Source organism: Acidocella facilis ATCC 35904, from assembly GCF_000687875.1.
GTDB classification, from domain to species: Bacteria; Pseudomonadota; Alphaproteobacteria; order Acetobacterales; family Acetobacteraceae; genus Acidocella; species Acidocella facilis.
Genome location: NZ_JHYG01000002.1, coordinates 183953 through 206151 on the forward strand (window position 1 = coordinate 183953; position 22199 = coordinate 206151).

The window sequence follows — 22199 nt, forward strand, 5'->3', positions numbered from 1 at the left end:
AATGGTATCAAAGGCGTTTAGGCAAAGCCAAGCACCGTTTGCGGCCAAACGGTGGTAGACAGAAAACAGCAGCTTTAACGCGTGGCCGGCTGCTGCTGGGTGATGCAGTGGATGTTGCCGCCGCCGAGCAGGATTTCGCGTGCCGGGATCATCACGATCTCGCGCTCGGGAAACAGCCTGGCCAGAACGGCGCGTGCCGCCTCGTCCGTTTCCACACCGAAGGCGGGCGCGATGATGGCGCCGTTGGCGATGTAGAAATTCACGTAGGAGGCGGCGAGCCGCTCACCGGCGCGCCGGTTCATGCCCGAGGCGGTGGCATCCACCCCGTCCGCCTCGTCCTGGGTATAGAACATCGGCGTCGGCATCGGGATTTTTTCGATCACCAGCGCCCGGCCTTTCGCATCGCGCGCCCCTTGCAGCGCGGCCTCGGCGGCGCGGCTGACGGCGTAATGCTCATCCGCCGGATCGTCGCACCAGCTCAGCAACACCACGCCCGGCTTCACGAAACAGACGAGATTATCCACATGCCCGTCGGTCTCGTCATGCGGCACGCCTTCGGCGATCCAGATGACGTGGCTGACGCCGAGATAATCCTTCAGCATCCGCTCCATATCCTGGCGGGTGATGTTGGGGTTGCGGTTCTCATTGAGCACGCATTGCTCAACGCAGAGAACCGTGCCCTCGCCATCCACATGCAGCGCCCCGCCCTCGATCACCAGAGGCGCGCGGAATGCGGTGGCGCGCTCCAGCCCCAGCATCTTACCGGCGATGGCGTCATCCTTGTCCCAGGGGAAATACAGCCCGCCCCAGCTTTTGAACGGCCAATCCACCCCGCCCAGCTTTCCATCCGGGCCGAGCAGGAAGGTGCAGGCAATGTCACGGGCCCAGGCATCGTTGCTGCTCATCTCCACCACCCGCACCGCCGGCGGCAGGCTGGCGCGGGCGTTTTCGTACTGGGCGTGGCTGACCAGCATCGTCACCGGCTCGAACCGGGCGATGGCGCTGGCGACAGCGACAAAGGCTTTCTGCGCCGGCTTCGCACCCAGGCGCCAATTATCCGGCCGCTCCGGCCAGATCATCCAGCACCCGTCATGCGCCGCCCATTCGGCCGGCATGGCAAAGCCGGCCTCACGCGGGGTGATCACATCGTTCATGGCACCCTCAGGCATTTTTCAGATAGGCGTCATATTCCACATCGGAGATCCGCTTGCGCAGCTCGCTGATCTCCTGGCGCTTGGTGGCGGTGTAATAGCGCTGGAACTCCGCCCCGAAAATATCGCCCATCGCCGCGGAGGCGCCGAACTTATCCACGGCCCCCGACCAGGCGATGGGCAAGGGCGGCGCCAGGGGGCTGCGGATGGTGCCATGGGTCTCCGGCCCTGGATCCATCCGCCCTTCCAGCCCGGCGAGCGCGGTGCCGAGCAGCGAGGCGAAGGAGAGATAGGGGTTGCAATCCGCCCCGGCGACGCGATGCTCGATGCGCGAGGCCGCCGGGTCGGCGGTGATCACGCGCACCGAGGCCATGCGGTTATCATGCCCCCAATCGCCATAGGTGGGTGCATGCACGCCGGGCGCGAAGCGGCGATAGGAATTGGCATGCGGGGCCAGGGTCAGCATCGTATCCGGCATGTTGTGGATGATGCCGCCCAGCGCGTGATACAGCTCCGGTGCGGCGCGCTCCGGCGTGCCGACGAAGATGTTCTTGCCGGCATTGTCGAGGATCGACATATGCACATGCATGCCCGAGCCGGCCCATTGCCCGTAGGGCTTGGCCATGAAGGTGGCGGTGAGCCCGTGCTTGCGCGCCACCTGCTTGATGGTGCGCTTGAACAAGGTGGCGCCATCGGCCAGGCGCATCGCGTCGGTGGAGTATTTCAGCGTCACCTCGAACTGGCCGGGGCCGGATTCGGAGACGAGGGTTTCCAGGATGATGTCCTGCGCTTTCGCGCAGGCCATCATTTCACGCAGGATGGTCTCGTAATCATGCACTTCGCCGAGCCCGACAGCGTCGATCTGCCAGCCGCGCCAGCCGCTCTCATCGGCGCCGCGCGGGGCGATCTTCATGCCGTTCTGGCGGGAATCGACCAGATAGAATTCCAGCTCCACGCCCAGAGCCGGGGTCAGCCCGGCCTTGGCGTAGCGGGCGAGCACCCGTTCCAGCGCGCCGCGCGGGTCCAGGTAATAGAGGCTGCCATCCTCCTCGCGCATGGTCAGCAGCGCCTGGGCGACATTGCCCTCCGCCCAGCCCATGCGGGTGATGGAATGCGGCACCGCCACGCAGAGCCCGTCCGGATCCCCGGTATCATAGGCGATGCCGCCCTCAACGATGTCGCGGCCCCAGATATCCAGCAGGTAGGCCGAGCGCGGAATCGCGATGCCGGTGCCGAGCAGGGATTTCGCCTTGTCGCGCTGCAGCCATTTGCCGCGCGGCACGCCGTTCACATCGATGATGAAGGCCTCGATGTAGTCGGCGCCGGAGAGCAGGGAGAGCTTGGCTTCAAGCTCCGGGTTGGCGAGCATGTTCATTGCGCAACCTCGCTGCGCACATCGGCGTAGGTCTTCTCGAAGGCGATCTTCGCCATCGCCGCGAACTGCTCGATCTCGGCATCGCTGATGATCAGCGGCGGCGAGAACAGCATGGTGTCGCGGGTGGCGCGCATCATCAGCCCGGCCTTGATCGAATGATCCCGGCAGATCACGCCGACGCGGCCATTTTTCTCGAAGCTCTTGCGGGTGCGCTTGTCGGCGGTCAGCTCGATCGCGCCGATCAGCCCGACGCCGCGGATCTCGCCGATAATCGGCAGATCGCCGATGGCCTCGGTCAGTTTTTCACGCAGCAACGCGCCCTTCCGGGTGGCCTCGGCGACGAGATTTTCGTTTTCGATGAGTTCGAGATTCTTCAGCGCCACAGCGCAGGAGACCGGATGGCCGGAATAGGTGAAGCCGTGATAATATTCGCCCGCCTCATTCACCAGCACATCCGCGACGCGCCGGTTCATCAGCAGGGCGGAGAGCGGCAGATAGCCGGAGGTGAGGCCCTTGGCGGTGGTCATCATGTCCGGCTCGATGCCGAATGTGTTGCTGCCAAACCAGTTGCCGGTGCGCCCATAGCCGCAGATCACCTCGTCGGCGATCAGCAGAATATCGTACTGTTTGCAGATGCGGTTGATCTCCGGCCAGTAGCTGGCGGGCGGGATCAGTACGCCGCCGGCGCCCTGGATCGGCTCGCCGATGAAGGCGGCGACGTTCTCGGCGCCGAGTTCGAGGATCTTCTTCTCGACCTCCTTGGCAGCGTAGAGGCCGAATTCCTCCGGGCTCATCTGCCCGCCCTTGCCGTACCAGTAAGGCGGCAGCACCTGGGCGAAATTCGGCATGTCGCCGGCCTGGCGGTGCATGTCCTTCATCCCGCCGGCGGAGGCGCCCAGCGTGGTGGAGCCGTGATAGCCATATTCACGGCCGATGATGATCTTCTTCTCGGGCTTGCCGAGCGTCTGCCAGTACACGCGCGCGGTGCGCAGGGCGCTGTCCACCGCCTCGGAGCCGGAGCAGGCGAAGAACGCGTGCTCGAAACCGGCCGGGGAGATTTCCGCCAGCTTGGTGGCCAGGCGCACGGCGGGCTCGTTCGTGGTTTTGAAGAAGGTGTTGTAATAGGGCAGTTTCGCCATCTGGGTGGCGGCGGCCTCGACCAGCTCCTGGCGGCCATAGCCGGCGGCGACGCACCAGAGCCCGGCCATGCCGTCCATGATCTTGTTGCCGTTGGAATCGTGCAGATACACGCCTTCCGCCTTGGTGATCAGCCGCACGCCCTGCTCGTGCAGCTCCTTATGGTCCGTAAAGGGGTGAAAATGGTGGGCGGCGTCCAGCGCCTGCCAATCAAGGCCGTGGGTGAGGTTGTCCAGCATAGTGGGCTCCGATGATTTCTGAATATGAAAATGCCCAAACTCCCCGTTCGGGCAGGGGGAAACTCAGAACCGGGGCGGGCTGAAGCCAATACGTGCGCAGAGGATAAGCAACTCTGCTTGCAAAGTAAGCGCAGGTGGTAGGGCTGCCGAAACCATGCCCAAATCTGGCATGGCGGTAAAAACCTATCAAGAAATTTTTATAACAGCACGCCCCGCCCGCCGGGAGGCGGACGGGGGCCGAGGCTTAAAACACCAGCCAGATGCCGCCGAAGACGATGTCGTTATTCGCGGCCGAGCGGCCATTGCCGTCGTAATTATGCGCCAGCCCGTTGAAATACGGGTAGATTGTACCCTCCAGGAAGAATTTCGCATTCACCCAGGGGAAGAATTTCGGCCCGCCTTTGTTGAACGGGTAGTAATCCAGCTCGGTGGTGAAGCTGGCGGTGTTGGGCTTGCCGTTGGCGTTGCCGGAGATGGGGGCGGCGGCGTACAGCCCGGAATCCGCGTTGCCAGCGATATTGGTGAAGGATTCGGTGGCGCCGAACATCTGGTGCCAGAGATAGGAGACCGTGACGGTTTCCTGGTTCAGCGTATCGTTCAGGTTGGCGGTGTTGCCGGCCGGGAAGCTCGCCCCCCAATGCTGGCTCTCATGATACCAGGAGGCCTGCAGCGAGATCGCCTGGTTGGCGGTGATGTGCTGGATCTGCGCGTCCAGCCCGAGATCGGTGATGTCATCCTGCGGGCCATGGCTGAAGCCGCTGGGATAAGGATGATCGACCAGCCCGGAGGTGCCGATCTCGTAGGAATTCTCGCCGACACTATGCTGGAGGGCCAGGCGCCAATACGGAATGGTGCCGCCCACCCCGTTGGCGGGGCCGACCCCCAGCGCGTAGGCGGTGTGGTTGGGCAGGGATTTATAGGCGTCGAACTCGCCATAGAGCATGTCCGCCGGGGTCAGGTAATAGGCCGCATAGCCGCCCACGCCGACGACGCTTTGCGCGAGCCCGCTGATCTGCAGCCCGGCGGTGGGCGAGACGCCCAGCTCGTCGGGGATGAACGGATAGCCCCAGGCCGGCAGCGTGTTCCACACATCGGTGAGGCCCGGCGCGTTGTTGAAGGTGACGCCATAGAGGATCTGCCGCCCCGCCAGCTTGGCGCTCTGGGCGAAGCGTATATCGGTATTGTCCCAGTGGAACTGGTGCGCCACGCCGTCGAACGTGCCCTGGATGAAGGCGCCGAGGCCGAGATTTTTATCCAGCACACCGCCATAGAACAGGCTGGTCTGCTGGATCGACCAGGCATTATTGGGCGGATAATCCGGCGCCAGCCCGCCGGGCACGCTCTTGTTCAGATAGGTATAGCCGGCCTCCAGCATGGCGGAGAAATTATGCGCCCGCGGGTAGGTCTGGTCACCCAGCGTGTAGCCTTCCAGCTTGAACAGCCGCCCGAACGGGGTGAGCTGGGGAAAGCCGATATGGCAGGCGGCGCAGGCCAGGCCGGTTTGCGCCGCAAAGGCGGGAATCGCCTGGGCGGGGCGGCTGAAGGCCAGCAGCCCGGCCAGCCCGGCGAGGCTGAAGGCGGTGGTGGAGGTGATGAAGCGGCGCATCGCGCGTCTCCTGGCTGTTTGGTTATGATCGTGAAGCCAAGCCTGCCATCCTCCCATTTCGCCCTGTTGGCCTTGATATGGCGCAAACCCCATCATCTTTACGGGAAAAAGCCGCCCCTTGCCCGCCCGGGCCGGGCGGGGCAAGACAAGGGCCATGTCCGACCTTACCGATCTCGACGAGCTGCTGAGCAAGCGCGGCCGTTCCGCCCAATTCGGCGCCTATGTCACCGCCCTGGCGTTCGACGCCTCCGGCCTGCCCGGCTTTGCCCTCGGCGACGGCACGCTGCGGCTGGGGCCCGATCATCAGAGCATCGCCGCGCATGACGGCGCGGCGCTGAGCCTGTCAGCGCATCCGCAGGGCGGCTTTGTGACCGGCGGCGATGATGGGCGGCTGGTCTGGACCAGGCCGGATGGCGGCACCCAGGAGTTGCACAAATTCGGCTCCAAATGGGTGGAGCAGCTGGCGGCCTTCGCCGGCAAAAGCCCGCTGCTGGCGGCCGCGGTGGGCAAGATGCTGTATCTGCTGAGCCCGGGCGGTGAGGTGCTGAAAGAGATCGCGCACCCCTCCACCGTCACCGGCATTGCCTTTGACGCGAAGGGCAAGCGCGTCGCCGCCTCGCATTATAACGGGGCGAGTTTGTGGTTCACCGCTTCCGGTTCGCTGGTGTCGCCGAAGCTGGAATGGAAGGGCAGCCATACCGGCGTTGCCATCCATCCGGCCGGGGAGGCGCTGGTGACGGCGATGCAGGAGAACGCCCTGCATGGCTGGACGCTGCCGGGGGGCAAGCATATGCGCATGTCCGGCTATCCCTCCAAGCCGGAATCGCTGGGCTTCACCAAATCCGGCAAATGGCTGGCGACCGCCGGGGCGGAGAGCATTGTGCTCTGGCCCTTCTTCGGCGGCGGGCCGATGGGTAAGCCGCCGATGGAGCTGGGCATGGGCGATGGCGTGATCAAGCGCGTCGCCTGCCATCCGCAGCATGAGGTGGTGGCGGCCGGGTTCAATACCGGCATGGTGCTGGTGGCGGATGTGGGGCGGGAGCGGGTGCTGGCGGTGTGCGGGCCGGGGCGCGGCAGTGTCAGCGCGCTGGGCTGGAGCCAGAACGGCGCGCAGCTCGCCTTCGGCACGGAAGAAGGCTTCGCTGCGATTGTGGATTTCAATGGTTAGAGCAACATCCGATCAAACGGAATCGTTTGATCGGATAAAGTTGCTGGCTCTAATTTTTATATCGGCGAGCCATTTCATGTGTTTATCTTGACGCTGCCGCGTCAATCTAAACACATATTGCTCTAATCAAAGCCTTCGCGACATCTTCGGAGGAGGCCGGGTTCTGGCCCGTAACCAGCTTGCCGTCCTGGACCACATGCACGCCCCAATCCGGGCCTTTCTCATACAGGCCGCCGAGTGCGTTGAACTCGTCCTCGATCAGGAAGGGCACAATATCGGTCAGCTCCACCGCCGCTTCCTCGCTATTGCTGAAGCCGGTAACATGGCGGCCCTTGATCAGCGCGTCGCCGTTTGCAGACTTCACATGGCGCAGCACGCCCGGCGCGTGGCAGACAAACCCGATCGGCTTGCCGGCGCGCTCGAAGCTCTCGATCAGCCTGATCGAGGCCGGTGATTCCGCCAGGTCCCAAAGCGGGCCATGGCCGCCCGGGTAGAACACGGTGTCGAAATCATCCTGCTTCACGCTGTCCAGCTTGACTGTATTGGCCAATGCCTGCTGCGCGGCGGGGTCGGCCTTGAAGCGGTGGGTCAGCTCGGTCTGGAATTCAGGCAGGTCGCTTTTCGGGTCCAGGGGCGGCTGGCCGCCAGCCGGGGAGGCAAGGGTGATCTCAGCCCCGGCATCCTTGAATATGTAATAGGGTGCCGCGAACTCCTCAAGCCAGAAGCCGGTTTTCTTCCCGGTATTGCCCAGCTTGTCGTGGGAGGTGAGAACCAACAAGATTTTCATGAGTTATACTCCATGCAAGCCCGCCATGTTGGCGTTTGGCACTGGCCGATCAAGGCATTGAACGGTGATGATTCCAAAACATCCTTTCGGCGGTCTCGTGCATCACCTGCGCCCGTACCGCCGGGTCCGGGAAAAGCTGGCCGGCCAGGGCCAGGGACATGCCGTAATCCAGCCGCTCCGGCAGGCGCAGATAAGGCAGATCCGAGCCCCAGAGGCAGCGTTGCGGCCCGAAGGCGCGCAGCAGCTCGGCCACCACCCCATGCGCGCCTTCGAACGGCCAGGGGAAGGCGGCGAATTTATGCAGGCCGGAGAGTTTGATGCAGGTCGGTGCCTCGCGCTCGGCCAGGCATTTCAGGGCGCGGAAGGCGAAGCCATCCAGCCCGGCGGCGAGGTCCGGGCAGCCGCAATGGTCGATCACCACCCGCACCTCGGACTCTTCGATCAGCGCCATCGCCTCGAACACCTGCTCACCCTCGAATTGCAGATCCAGCACCATGTCCAACGCCGCCAGCTTCTCGATCAGCCCGGCATGGGCGCGGAAATGCCCGGGCGGGTGGGCGGGCATCTGGAAGGCAGCGCCGACGATGCCTTCCGCCTTGAGCGCCGCAAGCGCCTCGAAGGAGATATCCGGCGCCAGCACGGCGATGCCGCGCCAGGCGCCGTTGGATGCCGCCAGCGCCTCCAGCAGCGCGGTATTGTCCGGGCCATAGCCGGAGGTGGGCTGCACCAGCACGGCCTTGCCCACCCCATGCGCGGCGAGCAGCGGGCGCAGATAATCCAGCGTGCACAGCTCTTGCCCGGCCGGGTGATAGCCGGTCTCGGCCGCATAGCCATGGCGGGCCGGGTCGAGCAGATGCAGATGGGTATCGATCTTGGGTTCGCTGATCAGCGTGGCGAGGTCGGTCATGGCGCCAGTGAAGCGCAGCTGAACCTCCCCGCAAAGCCTCAGCTTCTTTTGGCGCCTTCGCGGATCAGCAGCAGCAGCACCAGGAAGAATTCCAGCCCGAAGACCCAGGTGGAAACATCATGCCCGCGCGCGAAGGCGGCTTCATTGCCCGCCACCCGCCACGCATCCAGCCTTGGCATCAGCCAGAACCAGCTCCAAAGCGTGCCGAGAATGGTCACCCCCGGCACCAGGGCGGCGCGCCCGCGCCCCAGCAACAGATAGCCAAAGGCGGACAGCCCGGCGGTGATCAGGCAATAAAGATATAAAACCGGAAAGGCCGTTCGAATGAACGGCCCTCCGATGGCAAGCGGCAGCCTGGTGAAGACCAGAGGCGCCATCACCGCGCTGAAAAACAGCATCCCGCCCGCGAGCAGGCCCAGCCCAGGCAGGGCCAGCAGGCGGCCGAGACGGCGCATCAGTAGCGATACGCCTCGTGCTTGAACGGGCCCTGCATCTGCAGCCCCAGATAATCCGCCTGCTTCTTGGTCAGCTGGGTCAGCTTGGCGCCGACCTTGGCCAGATGCAAAGCCGCCACCTTCTCGTCCAGATGGCGCGGCAGCACATAGACCTTGCGCTCATACTTGCCTTCCGGGGCGGTCCAGAGCTCGATCTGCGCCAGCACCTGGTTGGTGAAGCTAGCGGACATCACGAAGCTCGGATGGCCGGTGGCGTTGCCGAGATTCACCAGCCGGCCCTCGGAGAGCACGATCAGGCGCTTGCCATCCGGGAAGACCACCTCATCCACCTGCGGCTTCACATTTTCCCATTTATAGTTGCGCAGCGCCTCGATCTGGATCTCGCTGTCGAAATGGCCAATGTTGCAGACGATGGCGCGGTGCTTCATGGCGCGCATATGGTCGATATTGATGACATCGACATTGCCGGTGGCGGTGACGAAAATATCGCCTTCCGGGGCGGCATCGTCCATCGTCACCACCTCATAGCCTTCCATGGCGGCCTGCAGGGCGCAGATCGGGTCGATCTCGGCGACCTTCACCCGGCAGCCGGCATTGCGCAGCGAAGCGGCCGAGCCCTTGCCGACATCGCCGAACCCGGCGACGACGGCGACCTTGCCGGCCATCATCACGTCGGTGCCACGGCGGATGCCGTCCACCAGGCTCTCGCGGCAGCCATAGAGATTGTCGAACTTGGACTTGGTGACGCTGTCATTCACGTTGATGGCGGGCACCAGCAGCTTGCCGGCCTTGGCCATCTCCCACAGGCGATGCACGCCGGTGGTGGTCTCCTCGGAAATGCCGCGAATATTGGCTAGCATCTCCGGGTATTTATCATGCATGATCTGGGTGACGTCGCCGCCATCGTCCAGGATCATGTTCGGGGTCCACCCATCGGGGCCGCGCAGAGTCTGCTCGATGCACCACCAGAATTCTTCCTCGCTCAACCCCTTCCAGGCGAAGACCGGGATGCCGGCGGTGGCAATGGCGGCGGCGGCCTGGTCCTGCGTGGAGAAGATATTGCAGGAGGACCAGCGCACGGAGGCGCCCAGCGCCACCAGCGTCTCGATCAGCACGGCGGTCTGGATGGTCATGTGCAGGCAGCCGACGATGCGCGCGCCCGCCAGCGGCTTGGATTTGCCGAATTCCTCGCGCAGCGCCATCAGGCCGGGCATTTCGTCCTCGGCCATGGAGATTTCCTTGCGGCCCCATTCAGCCAGGGACATGTCCTTGACCTTGTAATCGGTGGGCAGGTTGGCGTCTGGCATGGCGGTACGTCCTCAAACTTTAAAAACGGGAAACTTGAAAAACTCGAAACTCGAAAAACTGGAGAAACCCTTATTCGCTCGGGGCGGTTATGCCAACCGGCGAGGCTTTCAGCTTTTGCCGGAATGGCTTGCGAATTGATGAATTGCGGTTCAATTGCGCCCGCCTTATATCATCAGGTTGGATATTTTAAGGCTTGGCGGCGGGCAGGCTGGCGAAATAGGCGGCCACGTCCTGGCGCTGCGTCAGGGTCAGCGCGGCCGCGATGCGGCGCATCAGCGCATTGCCGCCCTGGCCCGCGGCCATCAGATTCAGCGCGGCGACGATATCATCCGCCTGGCGCCCGGCCAGCGCCGGCGCGCCGATAGAGCTGTTGCCCTGGCCTTGCGCGCCATGGCAGGCGGCGCAGGGCATGGCGCCGTTTTCATTGCCGTGCAGGACGATCTGCTGCCCCGCCGGCGCGGCGGCGGCCAGGCCCAGCAGCAGCAACGGCGCGGCCCGCAGCGCCTTCACGCGCCCGACGGGCCGGAGGGGCCATAGACCGGCAGCAACAGCAGCAGATCGCCGCCATCCGCGAATTTCAGCGTGATGCCGATTTTGTCGCCCACCTTCATCTTCGGCTTCATACACATCAGATGGTAGCCGCCTTCGGCGAAGCTCACCTGGCCATGGGCGGGGATGGTGAGGCTCTTCACCATCTCCATCGTCGAGGTGCCGCCATCATTCACCGTCTTGTGCAGCATCAGCGTACCGCAGGCCGGCGAGCTGGCGCCGATCAGCCTGGTGGTGCTGTCGCCGCTATTGCTCAGCGTCATGTAGCCGCCGGCCGGGATGTTCGGCAGCAGATACCGGAACCAGCCATTCGCGGCATGGATATTGGCCGGGGAGGGCTGCGGCGTGGCCGAGGGGCTGGGGGCGGCGGCGCCGAGCAGCACGGGTAGCACGAGCAGAGCAAGGTGGCGTTTCATGCAGACTGGATAGCGCAGCCACGAGCGCAAGAAAAGCTTACGGCGTGGGAAGGCTTTGTCCGGACATTGGCGCATGGCCGCCATTTATTGCCAATTTTGGCGTTGCGGCGCAAAAGGCGGCCATGGATCATATCCGCCTCGCCGATGCCGCCCGGGCCACGCGGCGCATGTTTGTCCGCGACCTGGTGCTGGAGGCGCAGATCGGCGTCTATGCCCAGGAGCATGGCCGCACCCAGCGCGTGCGCTTCAATCTGGATCTGGCGGTCGAGGATGACGGTGCCGCGCATCTCTCGCGCCCCGCGGTGGGGGCGGATGATCTGCGCCGGGTGGTGGATTACGACAATGTGATCAACGCGGTGCGCGAGATCATCGCCAGCGGCCATGTGCAACTGGTGGAGACGCTGGCCGAGCGCGTCGCCGAGGCCTGCCTGCGCGATCCAAGGGTGCGGGTGGCGCGGGTGATGGTGGAAAAGCTGGACGTGTTCGCCGATGCCGCCAGCGTGGGTGTGGAAATCGAACGCCGGACTATCTAGTTGTCCACTTCCACCACCCCGGTTCCAGCAAGGGGGTTTGGGTGGATTTGGAAACGGGGATAATTCGTTGAACAAATGTTAATGTCGTTCAAAATCAATATGTTAACTATGAATAACCAGGACCGGACCCGGCTCCTTTTCGGGCCGGCCTGGGCAGGGCGTGCACAGCTTGCCTGCCGACATTCCACAGAGTTATCCACAGGCGGAAGGGGATAAGTTTGGAGGCTGCGAAAATCGGCGTCGAGGTGATCGAAACCGCGCTGGAGACGATGCCGAACAACCCAGGCGTGTACAGGATGCTGGATGGCAAGGGCGATGCGCTCTATGTCGGCAAGGCGCGCAACCTGAAAAAACGCGTCACCTCCTACACCCAGATCAATCGTTTGCCGGAGCGGCTGCGGCGCATGGTGGCGGATACCGCCGCGATGGAGATCCTCACCACCCATACCGAGGCCGAGGCGCTGCTGCTGGAAGCCAATCTCATCAAGAGGTTGAAGCCGCGCTACAATATCCTGCTGCGGGATGACAAAACCTATCCCTGGCTGATGCTGACGGCGGGGCAGGCGTTTCCGCGCATCGCCAAACATCGCGGGGTGCAGGAAAAGGGCAATCTCTATTGGGGGCCGTTCGCCTCGGTCTGGGCGGTCAACCAGACCGTGCAGGCGCTGCAGCGCGTGTTCCTGCTCCGTACCTGCGCGGATACCGTCTTCACCAACCGCACCCGGCCTTGCCTGCTGTTCCAGATCAAGCGCTGCTGCGCCCCCTGCGTGGACCGGGTCAGCAAGGAGGAGTACGGCAAGCTGGTCACCCAGGCCCGGGATTTCCTGCAGGGAAAGACCGGCGCGGTGCAGAAGGATCTCGCTGCTGCGATGCAGCAAGCCGCTGAAAATCTTGAATTCGAGCGCGCGGCGGCGCTGCGTGACCGGATCCGGGGCCTGGCCTATGTGCAGGGCAGCGAGGTCATCAACCCGGAAAGCCTGGGCGATGCGGACGTGATCGCCCTGCACCAGCAGGCCGGCCAGGCCTGCGTGCAGGTGTTCTTCATCCGCGGCGGGCGCAATAACGGCAATCGCAGCTTTTTCCCCGTCCATGCCAAGGATGAGGAGGCGCCGGAGGTGCTGGCCGCCTTCATCGCGCAATTCTATGACGACAAGCCGCCCCCGGCGCAGCTTCTGCTCAACCATGCGCCGCAGGAGCAGGCGCTGCTGGAAGAGGCGCTGAGCCTGAAGGCGGAGCGGCGGGTTTATATCTCGGTGCCGCAGCGCGGCGAGAAGGCCGATGTGGTGGCCCATGCCGCCACCAATGCGCGCGAGGCGCTGGAGCGCAAGCTGGCCGAGAGTGCCGGCCAGGGCAAATTGCTCGCCGCCACGGCGGAATTGTTCGGCCTGGCGGAGACGCCAAGGCGGATCGAGACCTATGACAACTCCCACATCATGGGCACCAACGCTTACGGGGTGATGGTGGTGGCTGGGCCCGAGGGGCCGATGAAATCCGCCTATCGCAAATTCAGCATCAAATCCGTGCTCACCCCGGGCGATGATTTCGCGATGATGCGCGAGGTGCTGCAGCGCCGCTTTGGCCGCGCGCTGGAGGAAGACCCGGACCGCAGCGGCGAGAGCTGGCCGGATCTGGTGCTGATCGATGGCGGCGCCGGTCAGCTTTCGGCGGCGAAGGCGGTAATGGCGGATCTGGGGCTGGAGGATATCCCGATGGTCGCCATCGCCAAGGGGCCGGACCGCGATGCCGGGCGGGAATGGTTCCACATGGAACATCGCGCGCCCTTCCAGCTGCCGCCGCGTGACCCGGTGCTGTATTTTCTGCAGAGGCTGCGCGATGAGGCGCATCGCTTCGCCATCACCACCCACCGCGCCGCCCGCAGCAAGAAGCTCACCACCTCGGAGCTGGATGAGGTGCCGGGCATCGGCGCCGCGCGCAAAAAGGCGCTGCTGCTGCATTTCGGCTCGGCGCGCGGGGTGAAGGGGGCGGGGCTGAAGGATCTGGAATCCGTCCCCGGCATTAACCGCGCCACGGCGCGGGCGGTCTATGGCTTCTTCCATCCCGGCGTAAGGCTGGAGGATTAGCCCCCCTTGGCTTCCCGCGCCGAAGCTATAAGTTCGGAGCACAAAACAAGCGTGTGGGGGTATGGATGAGCCAGTCTGATTGGGCGGATGTGAAAAGGCTGGCGGCCGAGGCGCCGGACATGCGCGCATTATTTGCCGAAGAAGCGACCCGGTTCGCGGATTTTTCCGTCACCGCCGCCGGGCTGCTGCTGGATTTTTCCAAAACCTCCCTCACCGGCAGCAGCTTCGCTGCCCTGCTGCGGCTGATCCGCGCCAGCGGGCTGGAGGAAAAGCGCGCCGCCATGTTCGCCGGCGCGCCGATCAACCTCACCGAAAACCGCGCCGTGCTGCACACCGCCTTGCGCGCCCCGGCGGATGCGCAAATCCTGGTCGGCGGGGAGAATGTGGTGCCGGCGGTGCAGGAGACGCTGGGGCGCTTTCTGGACTTCGCCGAGGCGGTGCGCGGCGGCACCATCGCGGCCGCCGACGGCAAGCCCTTTACCGATGTGGTGAATATCGGCATTGGCGGCTCGGATCTCGGCCCGGCCATGGTCACCGCCGCGCTCGCCCCCTATCATGACGGGCCGCGCCTGCATTACGTCTCCAATGTCGATGCGGCGCATCTTTCGGACACGCTGAAGCGGCTGGACCCGGCGCGGACCCTGTTCATCATCGCCTCGAAAACCTTCACCACGGTGGAGACGATGACCAACGCCGCTTCCGCCCGGCGCTGGCTGGCGCAGGCGCTGGGTGAGGATGCGGTGGGGGCGCATTTCTGCGCCGTCTCCACCGCGCTGGAGAAATGCGCGGCCTTCGGCATCGCCCCGGACCGGATTTTCGGTTTCTGGGATTGGGTCGGCGGGCGCTATTCGGTGTGGTCCTCGGTCGGGCTGCCGGTCGCCATCGCCATCGGCGCGGAACATTTCCGCGCCTTCCTGGCCGGGGCCAGGGAGATGGACGAGCATTTCCGCACCGCCAGGCTGGAAGAGAACCTGCCGGTGCTGCTGGCGCTGGTCGGGCTCTGGCACCGTGACGCGCTGGGCTACCCGGCCCGCGCCATCCTGCCTTATGACCAGCGCCTGGCGCGGTTTGCGGCCTATCTGCAGCAGCTGGACATGGAATCGAACGGCAAGCAGGTGACGCGCGAGGGCACCCCCGTGACCCAGCCCACCGGCCCGCTGGTGTTCGGCGAGCCCGGCACCAATGGCCAGCACGCCTTCTATCAGCTGATCCATCAGGGCACGGATGTGATCCCGTGCGAATTCTATATCGCCGCCGAAGGCCATGAACCGGAGATGGCGGTGCATCATGAGCTGCTCGTGGCCAATTGCCTGGCCCAGGCGCAGGCGCTGCTGCAGGGCCGCAGCCTGGAAGAGGCCAAGGGCAATCCGCACCGCGTTTTCCCCGGCAACCGCCCCTCCATCGTCACCGCCTACCGCAAGCTGGACCCGGCGACGTTGGGCAAGCTGATCGCGCTCTATGAGCACCGCGTGTTTACCGAGGCGGCGGTGTGGAACATCAACGCCTTCGACCAATGGGGGGTGGAGCTGGGCAAGGAGCTGGCGACCAGGCTGCTGCCAATGGTGCGCGGCGAGGCCGGCGATGGGGCGGATGGCTCCACCACCGGGCTGCTCGGCTATCTGCGCGGGGGGCGGCGGTAACGGCGTTGCCAACGCCCCGGAGGTTTTTCGCCGCTTTTTTGTAAAAAAGCGGCACCAAAAAACTTTTATAATTTCTTCAAGGGGTTGTTTTCAAAGTTCGGGGGTGGTGCGGCGCTCGTGCAGCGCCTCCACCCGGTCCAGCAGCTCCGAAAACACGAAGGGCTTGACGATATAATCATCGCCGCCGGCTTCCAGCCCGGTCATCCAGTCGCCCAGCGCGCCGAGGCCGGAGAGGAACAGCACCGGCGTGGTCACGTCATGCGCGCGCAGCTCGCGCAGCAATTCCGCCCCATCCACCCCGCCGGGGAGCTGGCGGTCGAAGATCATCACGTCGAACTTGCCCTTGGCGGCGCGGCTCAGCCCGTCCTGCCCGTCAATCGTATGCGTGACCTCGTGATTCGCCTCGGCCATGCCATTGGTGACCACGCTGGCCACCGTCTCGTCATCCTCGATGAGCAGAATGCGCATCATCCAACTCTCTTTCCCGGTTTCACAAACACTTGTTCACCTGCTGTATAAGCCTAATCTGAGTGACCTTAGTTTACAGTTGGGTTGCTTTTGGTTGAAAAAATCGGGGATGAGAGTGGCACAGGAGATTCAGGCATGATGCCCGCTGAGGAGGACGACGCCCCCGGCGGGCTGGAGCCCTTCGCCGCGCAGGTGGCGCATGACTTCAATAATCTGCTGACCGGCGTGCTCGGCAATCTCGAATTGCTGGAGATGCGCGCCGCCCGCAACAAGATCGAGGGGCTGGAAAGCTATTTGTCCGGCGCGCGCAATGCCGGCGCCCGCGCGGCGGGGTTCGCGCACCGGCTGCTGGTTTATTCCGGCCGCACCGCCCGCCCGGCCGAGCCGGTGGAGGTGACCGCCTTGCTGCGCACGCTGGCGGGCCAGCCGGAAGGGCGTGGCGTGGCGATGACGCTGCCGCCGCAGACGCTCTTCGCCATGGCTGACCCGGACGGGTTGCAGCAGGCGGTGGTGGAGCTGATCGAGAATGCCAGGGAAGCCGCCCCGGCCTCGCATGCCCTGGCGCTGCGGGCCGCGCTGCAGGATGGCATGGTCTGTATCGAAATGCGCGACGATGGCCCGGGCATGGCGCCGGAGGTGCTGGCCCAGGCCGCCGAACCGCTCTTCACCACCCGCGCCAACGGCGCCGGGCGTGGGCTGGGGCTGGCCATCGCCGCGCGCAGCATGGAGCGCGCCGGTGGCAGGCTGGTGCTGGACAGCGCGCCGGGGCAGGGCTGCGTGGCGCGGCTGCTGTTACGGCCGGCGGAAGGCTAGGAGAGCCTGGCTGGGACGGGAGGATTCGAACCTCCGCATGGCGGAATCAAAATCCGCTGCCTTACCGCTTGGCGACGTCCCATCGGCTGGGCGCTCTCATAAGCCGGTCGGGGGCGGCTGGTAAAGCCCCCCGCCCCAACACCACCAGGATGATTGCTCACCCTGCAGCGTCGCGGCGGCGTCGCGCGCGGCAGTGGCGGTTTCGAACAGGGCGAAGCAGGTGGCGCCGGAGCCGCTCATCCGCGCCAGCAGCGCGCCCGGCAGTGCCGCCAGCGCCGCCAGCACCGTGCCGATGACGGGCTGAATGCCGATCGCCGCCGCCTGCAGATCATTGCCGCAGCGCTTCAGATCCTCGGCCATCAGCCGGGCGCTGGGCCACATCGCCGGCAGGCGCGGCGGTGGCGAGAAGCCACCAGTGCGGGCCTTGAACACCGACGGGGTAGGTACCGCCACGCCAGGATTGACCAGCACCATGGCAAACTCCGGCAAACGCGGGGCAGGGGCCAGTACCTCGCCGATACCCTGCATCCGCACCGGTTCGCTGCGCAGGCAGACCGGCACATCCGCCCCCAGCGCCAGCGCCAAGGCCGGCAGATCCGCCTTTTGCACGCCCCAGAGCCGGCAGAGGGCGCGCAGCGCCGCCGCCGCATCGGCCGAGCCGCCGCCAATGCCCGAGGCCACTGGCAGGTCCTTTTCCAGATGCAGCCGCGCCCCGCGCCCCGGTGCCAGCGCCCGCGCCGCCTTTAGCAACAGATTATCCGGCTCGCTCTGCAACGCCGCGCCGAAGCGCCCGCCTAGGCTCAGGCTCAGCGCCTCCGCCGCCTCAACCTGCACCCGGTCGCCGACATCAGGGAACACCGCCAGGCTGTCGAGCAGATGATACCCATCCGCCCGCCTGCCGGTGACATGCAGATAGAGATTGACCTTCGCCGGCGCGAAAACCGTGAGGCTCATGGCGTGGGGGCGCCGAAATGCTGCTGGATCTTGGCTTCCAGCGCCGCTTTCAGCGTCGCATCCGGGTTCAGCCCCAGCGCGCGGTCCCATTGATAGGCCGCCTGCAGCTTTTGCCCCGCCTGCCAGAACGCATCGCCGAGATGGCCGTTGACCTCGGCATCGTCCGGCGCCAGCTCCACCGCCTGGATCAGCAGTGCCAGGGCGCGCTTGGTGTTGCCGCGCTTCATCTCGACATAGCCGAGCGAATCCAGCACCGCCGGATCCTTCGGGTCCAGCCCGGCGGCCTTGCTCAGCATCGCCTGCGCCTCATCCAGCTTCTCGTCGCGCGAGGCCCAGCTATAGCCAAGATAATTCAGCACATAAGGCTGGTTGGGGGAGAGTTTCAGCGCCTGTTCCAGGTCCGGCTCCGCGGCCGCCCAGTTGCCGGTTTCGTCCTCGCAGATGCCGCGGTCGAAATACAGGCTCCAGGCGGCGGCCGGCGGCGGGTTGCCGGCCAGGGCGATCGCCTTCTGGTAATAAGGCAGTGCCTGGCCGCATTGATGCGCGGTGCGCCAGACATCGCCGGCGGCGGCCAGCAGCCCGGGATTGTCCGGGTGCTGGGCGCTCAGCCCGTCGAGCAGCGCCACCGCCTTGTCCGGCTCGCCCAGGCTGGCGAGCAGGCTGGCCTGCTGCACCGCCGCCGGGCCATAGAGCGCATCGCCGGGCTGGATCGGCGCCAGCGTGTCGAGCGCGTTGCGCATTTCCACCGGCGTCGGGATGGCGTTGGGGTCGTCGCTGTCGATCTGGGTGGAGGCCAGGATCAGCCGCGCGGCGGAAAGGTCCGGGCGCAGCTCCAGCGCGAAGCGCAGGAACACGCTGCGCAGGAACAAAGCCTGCGGCTGGCTGAGCGAGGCCGCCAAGGTGAGATAGGCCTCCGCCATGCCCTGCACCGGGGTGGAGATCACCTTCGCCCCCATCTGCGCCTGCAACTGCGGCAGCGCGATGGCGAGGTCCGGATGCGCCGCGATCAGCGCCATCAGCACCGCCTCGGCCTGCGTCTTGTTGCCCTGGCGCGCATCCCAGCTGGCCAGGATCTGCGCCAGGCGCAGATTGGGCGAGGCGGCGGAGACGGCGCCGTAGAGCTGGGTGGCACTCTTGATATCGCCCGCCGCATCGGCGATCAGCGCCGCGTTCAGCACATAAACGCCGCCAAAGGCGCCATTATTGAAGCTGGGGCCGAGCGTGTTCAGCGCCCCTTGCTCGTCGCCCTGGCCGAATTGCGTCCAGGCGATCAGCAGCGGTTCGATCAAAGCCGCCAGCTGGTCGCTGGGCAGGGTTTTGAAGAAGGTGGCGGCCTGCTGGTAATCGCCTTGCATCGCCGCCTGGTTGCCGCGCAGCAAGGCGGCCAGCGCATTGCCGGGCAGGCGCGGGGCGAGCGCCTGCGCCTCGTCGCTGCCGGCCAGCACGCCGGAGAGAAACCCTTCCTGCGCCAGGCGCGGATTATCCGGGTCCGTTTGCAGCGCCTTGGCGTAGAAGCGGGCGGCCCGCGCCGGGTCGTTCACCGAAGCCGCGTAGCGCGCCGCCAGAAACGCCCCGAAGGCCGGGTTGGGTTTGGTGGCCGGGGTGGGGGCGGTGTCGGGGAAGGAGGCCGTACCGGCAGCGCCCGCCGCGCAGGCGGAAAGCATGATGCAGGCAGCGACGGCGAAGCGGCCGAACGGCAAGGAGATGCGCATGAGCAGACTCTAGCAGCGCTGTTGCGGAGCGGCAAAAACCGTGAAGCAGGGCTCGCTTGTTCGCGCCCGGGGGCTGGGATAGGCTGGCGGCATGGAGCCTGGGTTCGAAGCGACAACCAACGACGTCACCGTGCAGGTGCGAGTTATGTTTCTGGATGAGCAGTCGCAGCCGGAGGCGGGGCGGTTTTTCTGGGCCTACCATATTTCCATCATCAACCAGGGCGGCGCCACCGTGCAGCTGCTCAGGCGCACCTGGCACATCACCGATAGCACCGGCTACACCCATGTCGTGCATGGGGATGGCGTGGTGGGCGAGCAGCCGGTGCTCACCCCGGGGGCGCGGTTCGAATACAGCTCCGGCGCCCCGCTGGCCACCGCCTCGGGCTTCATGGTCGGCACCTATCACATGCAGCGCCTGCCCGGCGGCGAGCCGTTCGACGTCGCGGTGCCCGCCTTCAGCCTGGACAGCCCGCACGAGGATCCCAGGCGGCATTGAGCCGGGCGATTTGCGCGCAATATTGGCTGAGTGATCCGGCTGGCCCATATAAACGTAATCGTCATACATGACGTCTTTAATGCCTCAGACCTGAAATGGAGCGCCGCGTGAACATCCAGTTGAAAGCCGCCAAGGCCGCGAAACGCAAGCAGAGCCTGGTCCGCCCGACGCGGGAACAGGCCGAGGAGGCGGTGCGGACCTTGCTGCTCTGGGCCGGGGACGATCCGACCCGCGAAGGGCTGCTGGATACCCCCAAGCGCGTCGCCAAATCCTATGCGGAGTTCTTCAAGGGCTATGAGGAGGACCCGGCCGAGATCCTCTCGCGCACCTTCGAGGAAACCGAGGGCTATGACGAGATGATCCTGCTGCGGGATATCCGGCTGGAGAGCCATTGCGAGCATCACATGGTGCCGATTACCGGCAAGGCGCATGTCGCCTATCTGCCGGGCAAGCGCGTGGTGGGGATTTCAAAGCTCGCCCGTGTCGTGGATGCCTATGCCAAGCGCCTGCAGATTCAGGAAAAACTCACCGCGCAGATCGCCAATACCATCCAGGAGGTGCTGCAGCCGCGCGGCGTGGCGGTGGTGATCGAAGCGAATCACCAATGCATCTCCACCCGCGGCGTGCACAAGCCTGGGGTCTCGATGATCACCAGCCATATGGTGGGCGAATTCCGCGACAACCCCTCGACCCGGCGGGAATTTCTGGCCATGATCCAAACCCGGAGTTGCACCGGGGAGTAGCATACGCATGAGCCAGCACGAGCCTTTCATGAAACGCGCCATCGCCCTGGCGCGCCAGGGTGTGGCCGGTGGTCATGGCGGCCCGTTCGGCGCCGTGATCGTGCGCGATGGCAAGATCATCGGCGAAGGGCATAATCGCGTGCTCTCCTCGATCGACCCCACCGCTCATGCCGAGGTGACGGCGATCCGCGATGCGGCGAAGAAGGAAGGCCAGTTCGACCTCTCCGGCACCGAGATCTACGTGAACGGCCAGCCTTGCCCGATGTGCATGTCGGCGATTTTCTGGGCCCGGATCGGCAAGGTGTATTATGCCTGCGCCCCGGCGGATGCCGAGGCGATCGGCTTTGACGACCAGGAATTTTACCGCCAGCTCGCCAAGCCCGAGGGCGAGCGTGACACGCCGGCCATCCAGCTCACGGAATTCCTCGAAGAGGCGCGGGATTCCTACCAGGACTGGATCCGGCGCGAGGCGCGCATCCCTTACTGATTGCTGCCATTCGGTACAGGGGCTGGCGATTTCGGGCCTGCAGGCGTAAGCCCTTTGCGCCAAGTCTGAAGGAGTATCCTTGTGCCGAGCGACACGACCCGCTTGAACGCCACAGCCTTTTCCAACATCCGCCCGCAAGGCGGGGCTGGTGGCCTAGCCAACCGAAAACTTGTATCCAGCTGGCTGTTCCTGCTCGCCTTCATGATCTGGGTGATGGTCGGCATTGGCGGTTATACGCGTGATTCCGGCTCCGGCCTGTCGATCATGAAATGGGAGCCGATCATCGGCGTGCTGCCGCCCTTGAGCCAGGATGCCTGGAACAAGATTTTCGCGCTGTACAAGACCATCCCGCAATATCAGCTCCAGCATCAGGGCATGGGGCTGGCCGGGTTCAAGCAGCTGTTCTGGCCGGAATATATTCACCGCCTCTGGGGAAGGCTGATGGGGGCGGTGCTGCTGCTGCCGCTGATCGTCTTCGCGCTCACCGGGCGGGTGGAGAAGCGGCTGGTGCCCTGGCTGGTACTGCTGTTCCTGCTCGGCGGGCTGCAGGGTTTCATCGGCTGGTTCATGGTCTCCTCCGGCTTCCGGGCGGACAGTATCGCAGTGGAAGGCTGGCGGCTTTCGCTGCATTTCTTCGGGGCGATGTTCCTGTTTTGCGCGGTGCTGTGGACGGCCCTGGTCATCCGCCATCCCGAACCCGCCCGGTATGAGGGGCTGAAGGGCTTGCGCGGCCATACCATCGGCGCGCTGGTGCTGCTGCTGCTGGCGATGTGGGGCGGCACCATGGTCTCCGGCATTCACGGCATCGCCGATTTCAGCCTGAAGGATCATATCGGCACCGGCCAGCCGCCGGCCGGCTGGCCGATGACCGGGGTGCTGAACTCCGCCGGGGCGATCATTTTCGGCCATCAGCTGCTGGCGGTGCTGGCGGCTCTGGGCATCCTCACCCTTACTGTGCGCGCCTTGCGCAGCGAGCTGCCCGGCCCGGTGCGTGATGGCGCGCTGATCGTCGGCGGGCTGGTCATTTTGCAATTCATCCTGGGTGTGACCGCTCTGGTCTCCGGCCGCTACGATATCGGCGTGGCGCACCAGATGAACGCGGTGCTGCTGCTGGGCGGCATGCTGTTCATCGTCTTCACCCTGCGCGGGGCGACTCGCCGCAAGAGGGGGTGAG

22 protein-coding genes and 1 tRNA gene are annotated in these 22199 nt (G+C 65.1%); 9 read left to right on the forward strand and 14 right to left on the reverse strand.

All coding sequences use genetic code 11. From position 1 onward, the window contains the following. Positions 1 to 74 precede the first annotated feature (74 nt). The 4 genes from aguA to T331_RS0103335 form a co-directional block, all read right to left on the reverse strand. On the reverse strand, positions 75 to 1169 hold the full coding sequence (aguA, locus tag T331_RS0103320) for an agmatine deiminase (RefSeq protein ID WP_244876881.1): 1095 nt from the start codon (positions 1167 to 1169) through the stop codon (positions 75 to 77). Further along, the gene (locus tag T331_RS0103325; RefSeq protein WP_008494894.1) at positions 1162 to 2526 is read right to left on the reverse strand and encodes a glutamine synthetase family protein; all 1365 of its coding nucleotides are present in this window, start codon (positions 2524 to 2526) and stop codon (positions 1162 to 1164) included. Before T331_RS0103325 ends, aguA begins: the two co-directional genes overlap by 8 nt. Further along, positions 2523 to 3902 (reverse strand): aspartate aminotransferase family protein, encoded by a 1380-nt coding sequence (locus tag T331_RS0103330; protein WP_008494895.1) that lies wholly within the window; start codon positions 3900 to 3902, stop codon positions 2523 to 2525. Before T331_RS0103330 ends, T331_RS0103325 begins: the two co-directional genes overlap by 4 nt. 244 nt (positions 3903 to 4146) lie before the next feature. Then, positions 4147 to 5508, reverse strand: coding sequence for a hypothetical protein (locus T331_RS0103335; protein WP_026439021.1), 1362 nt, complete (start codon positions 5506 to 5508; stop codon positions 4147 to 4149). A 154-nt stretch (positions 5509 to 5662) separates the two neighbouring features. On the opposite strand from T331_RS0103335, the gene T331_RS0103340 reads away from it, so the two are divergent. Beyond that, positions 5663 to 6676: a WD40 repeat domain-containing protein gene (locus T331_RS0103340; protein ID WP_026439022.1), complete on the forward strand. Its 1014-nt coding sequence runs from the start codon at positions 5663 to 5665 to the stop codon at positions 6674 to 6676. A gap of 106 nt (positions 6677 to 6782) precedes the next feature. Here the strand turns inward: T331_RS0103340 and T331_RS0103345 are convergent, their stop codons facing one another. The 6 genes from T331_RS0103345 to T331_RS0103370 all read right to left on the reverse strand — a co-directional run bounded on the left by T331_RS0103345 (position 6783) and on the right by T331_RS0103370 (position 11098). Further along, positions 6783 to 7463 (reverse strand): type 1 glutamine amidotransferase domain-containing protein, encoded by a 681-nt coding sequence (locus tag T331_RS0103345; protein ID WP_026439023.1) that lies wholly within the window; start codon positions 7461 to 7463, stop codon positions 6783 to 6785. 49 nt (positions 7464 to 7512) lie between these two features. Further along, entirely contained in the window at positions 7513 to 8370 is an 858-nt protein-coding gene (locus T331_RS0103350) for an amidohydrolase family protein (RefSeq protein ID WP_026439024.1), read from the reverse strand. A gap of 38 nt (positions 8371 to 8408) precedes the next feature. Next, positions 8409 to 8825 carry a DUF4149 domain-containing protein gene (locus tag T331_RS0103355; protein WP_035179017.1) on the reverse strand — a complete coding sequence of 139 codons (417 nt, stop codon included), beginning with the start codon at positions 8823 to 8825 and terminating at the stop codon, positions 8409 to 8411. Further along, positions 8825 to 10132 carry an adenosylhomocysteinase gene (gene ahcY / locus T331_RS0103360; RefSeq protein WP_026439026.1) on the reverse strand — a complete coding sequence of 436 codons (1308 nt, stop codon included), beginning with the start codon at positions 10130 to 10132 and terminating at the stop codon, positions 8825 to 8827. Before ahcY ends, T331_RS0103355 begins: the two co-directional genes overlap by 1 nt. A 187-nt stretch (positions 10133 to 10319) precedes the next feature. Further along, positions 10320 to 10643 (reverse strand): c-type cytochrome, encoded by a 324-nt coding sequence (locus tag T331_RS17175; RefSeq protein ID WP_051622079.1) that lies wholly within the window; start codon positions 10641 to 10643, stop codon positions 10320 to 10322. Beyond that, positions 10640 to 11098: a copper chaperone PCu(A)C gene (locus tag T331_RS0103370; RefSeq protein ID WP_026439027.1), complete on the reverse strand. Its 459-nt coding sequence runs from the start codon at positions 11096 to 11098 to the stop codon at positions 10640 to 10642. The genes T331_RS17175 and T331_RS0103370 overlap by 4 nt, the downstream gene beginning before the upstream one ends. A 122-nt stretch (positions 11099 to 11220) precedes the next feature. On the opposite strand from T331_RS0103370, the gene folB reads away from it, so the two are divergent. The 3 genes from folB to pgi all read left to right on the forward strand — a co-directional run bounded on the left by folB (position 11221) and on the right by pgi (position 15352). Further along, entirely contained in the window at positions 11221 to 11631 is a 411-nt protein-coding gene (gene folB, locus T331_RS0103375) for a dihydroneopterin aldolase (RefSeq protein ID WP_026439028.1), read from the forward strand. A 218-nt stretch (positions 11632 to 11849) separates the two neighbouring features. Continuing rightward, a complete protein-coding gene (gene uvrC, locus T331_RS0103380; RefSeq protein ID WP_051622081.1) occupies positions 11850 to 13712 on the forward strand; it encodes an excinuclease ABC subunit UvrC in 1863 nt (620 codons plus the stop codon). 65 nt (positions 13713 to 13777) lie between these two features. After that, complete coding sequence (pgi, locus tag T331_RS0103385; RefSeq protein ID WP_026439030.1) at positions 13778 to 15352, forward strand: glucose-6-phosphate isomerase; 1575 nt, start codon at positions 13778 to 13780, stop codon at positions 15350 to 15352. Between the two features lie 90 nt (positions 15353 to 15442). Here pgi and T331_RS17180 read toward each other — a convergent pair whose 3' ends face one another. Continuing rightward, positions 15443 to 15820 carry a response regulator transcription factor gene (locus tag T331_RS17180; RefSeq protein ID WP_211248668.1) on the reverse strand — a complete coding sequence of 126 codons (378 nt, stop codon included), beginning with the start codon at positions 15818 to 15820 and terminating at the stop codon, positions 15443 to 15445. Between the two features lie 135 nt (positions 15821 to 15955). Here T331_RS17180 and T331_RS0103395 point away from each other — a divergent pair, with 135 nt between their 5' ends. Then, complete coding sequence (locus T331_RS0103395; protein WP_026439031.1) at positions 15956 to 16633, forward strand: sensor histidine kinase; 678 nt, start codon at positions 15956 to 15958, stop codon at positions 16631 to 16633. Positions 16634 to 16640: 7 nt separating this feature from the next. On the opposite strand, the gene T331_RS0103400 is transcribed toward T331_RS0103395, so the two are convergent. The 3 genes from T331_RS0103400 to T331_RS17185 form a co-directional block, all read right to left on the reverse strand. Continuing rightward, positions 16641 to 16715: transfer RNA gene (locus T331_RS0103400), tRNA-Gln, on the reverse strand. Between the two features lie 14 nt (positions 16716 to 16729). Further along, the gene (locus tag T331_RS0103405; RefSeq protein WP_026439032.1) at positions 16730 to 17587 is read right to left on the reverse strand and encodes a 4-(cytidine 5'-diphospho)-2-C-methyl-D-erythritol kinase; all 858 of its coding nucleotides are present in this window, start codon (positions 17585 to 17587) and stop codon (positions 16730 to 16732) included. Next, a complete protein-coding gene (locus tag T331_RS17185) occupies positions 17584 to 19299 on the reverse strand; it encodes a tetratricopeptide repeat protein (RefSeq protein ID WP_051622083.1) in 1716 nt (571 codons plus the stop codon). Before T331_RS17185 ends, T331_RS0103405 begins: the two co-directional genes overlap by 4 nt. Before the next feature lie 91 nt (positions 19300 to 19390). On the opposite strand from T331_RS17185, the gene apaG reads away from it, so the two are divergent. The 4 genes from apaG (at position 19391) to T331_RS0103430 (ending at position 22198) form a co-directional block, all read left to right on the forward strand. Continuing rightward, on the forward strand, positions 19391 to 19795 hold the full coding sequence (gene apaG, locus T331_RS0103415; protein ID WP_026439033.1) for a Co2+/Mg2+ efflux protein ApaG: 405 nt from the start codon (positions 19391 to 19393) through the stop codon (positions 19793 to 19795). A gap of 95 nt (positions 19796 to 19890) precedes the next feature. Next, positions 19891 to 20538 carry a GTP cyclohydrolase I FolE gene (folE, locus tag T331_RS0103420; RefSeq protein WP_026439034.1) on the forward strand — a complete coding sequence of 216 codons (648 nt, stop codon included), beginning with the start codon at positions 19891 to 19893 and terminating at the stop codon, positions 20536 to 20538. A gap of 7 nt (positions 20539 to 20545) precedes the next feature. Continuing rightward, a complete protein-coding gene (locus tag T331_RS0103425; protein ID WP_026439035.1) occupies positions 20546 to 21025 on the forward strand; it encodes a nucleoside deaminase in 480 nt (159 codons plus the stop codon). Positions 21026 to 21106: 81 nt separating this feature from the next. Further along, positions 21107 to 22198: a COX15/CtaA family protein gene (locus T331_RS0103430; protein WP_155992588.1), complete on the forward strand. Its 1092-nt coding sequence runs from the start codon at positions 21107 to 21109 to the stop codon at positions 22196 to 22198. The last annotated feature ends 1 nt before the right edge of the window (position 22199 follow it).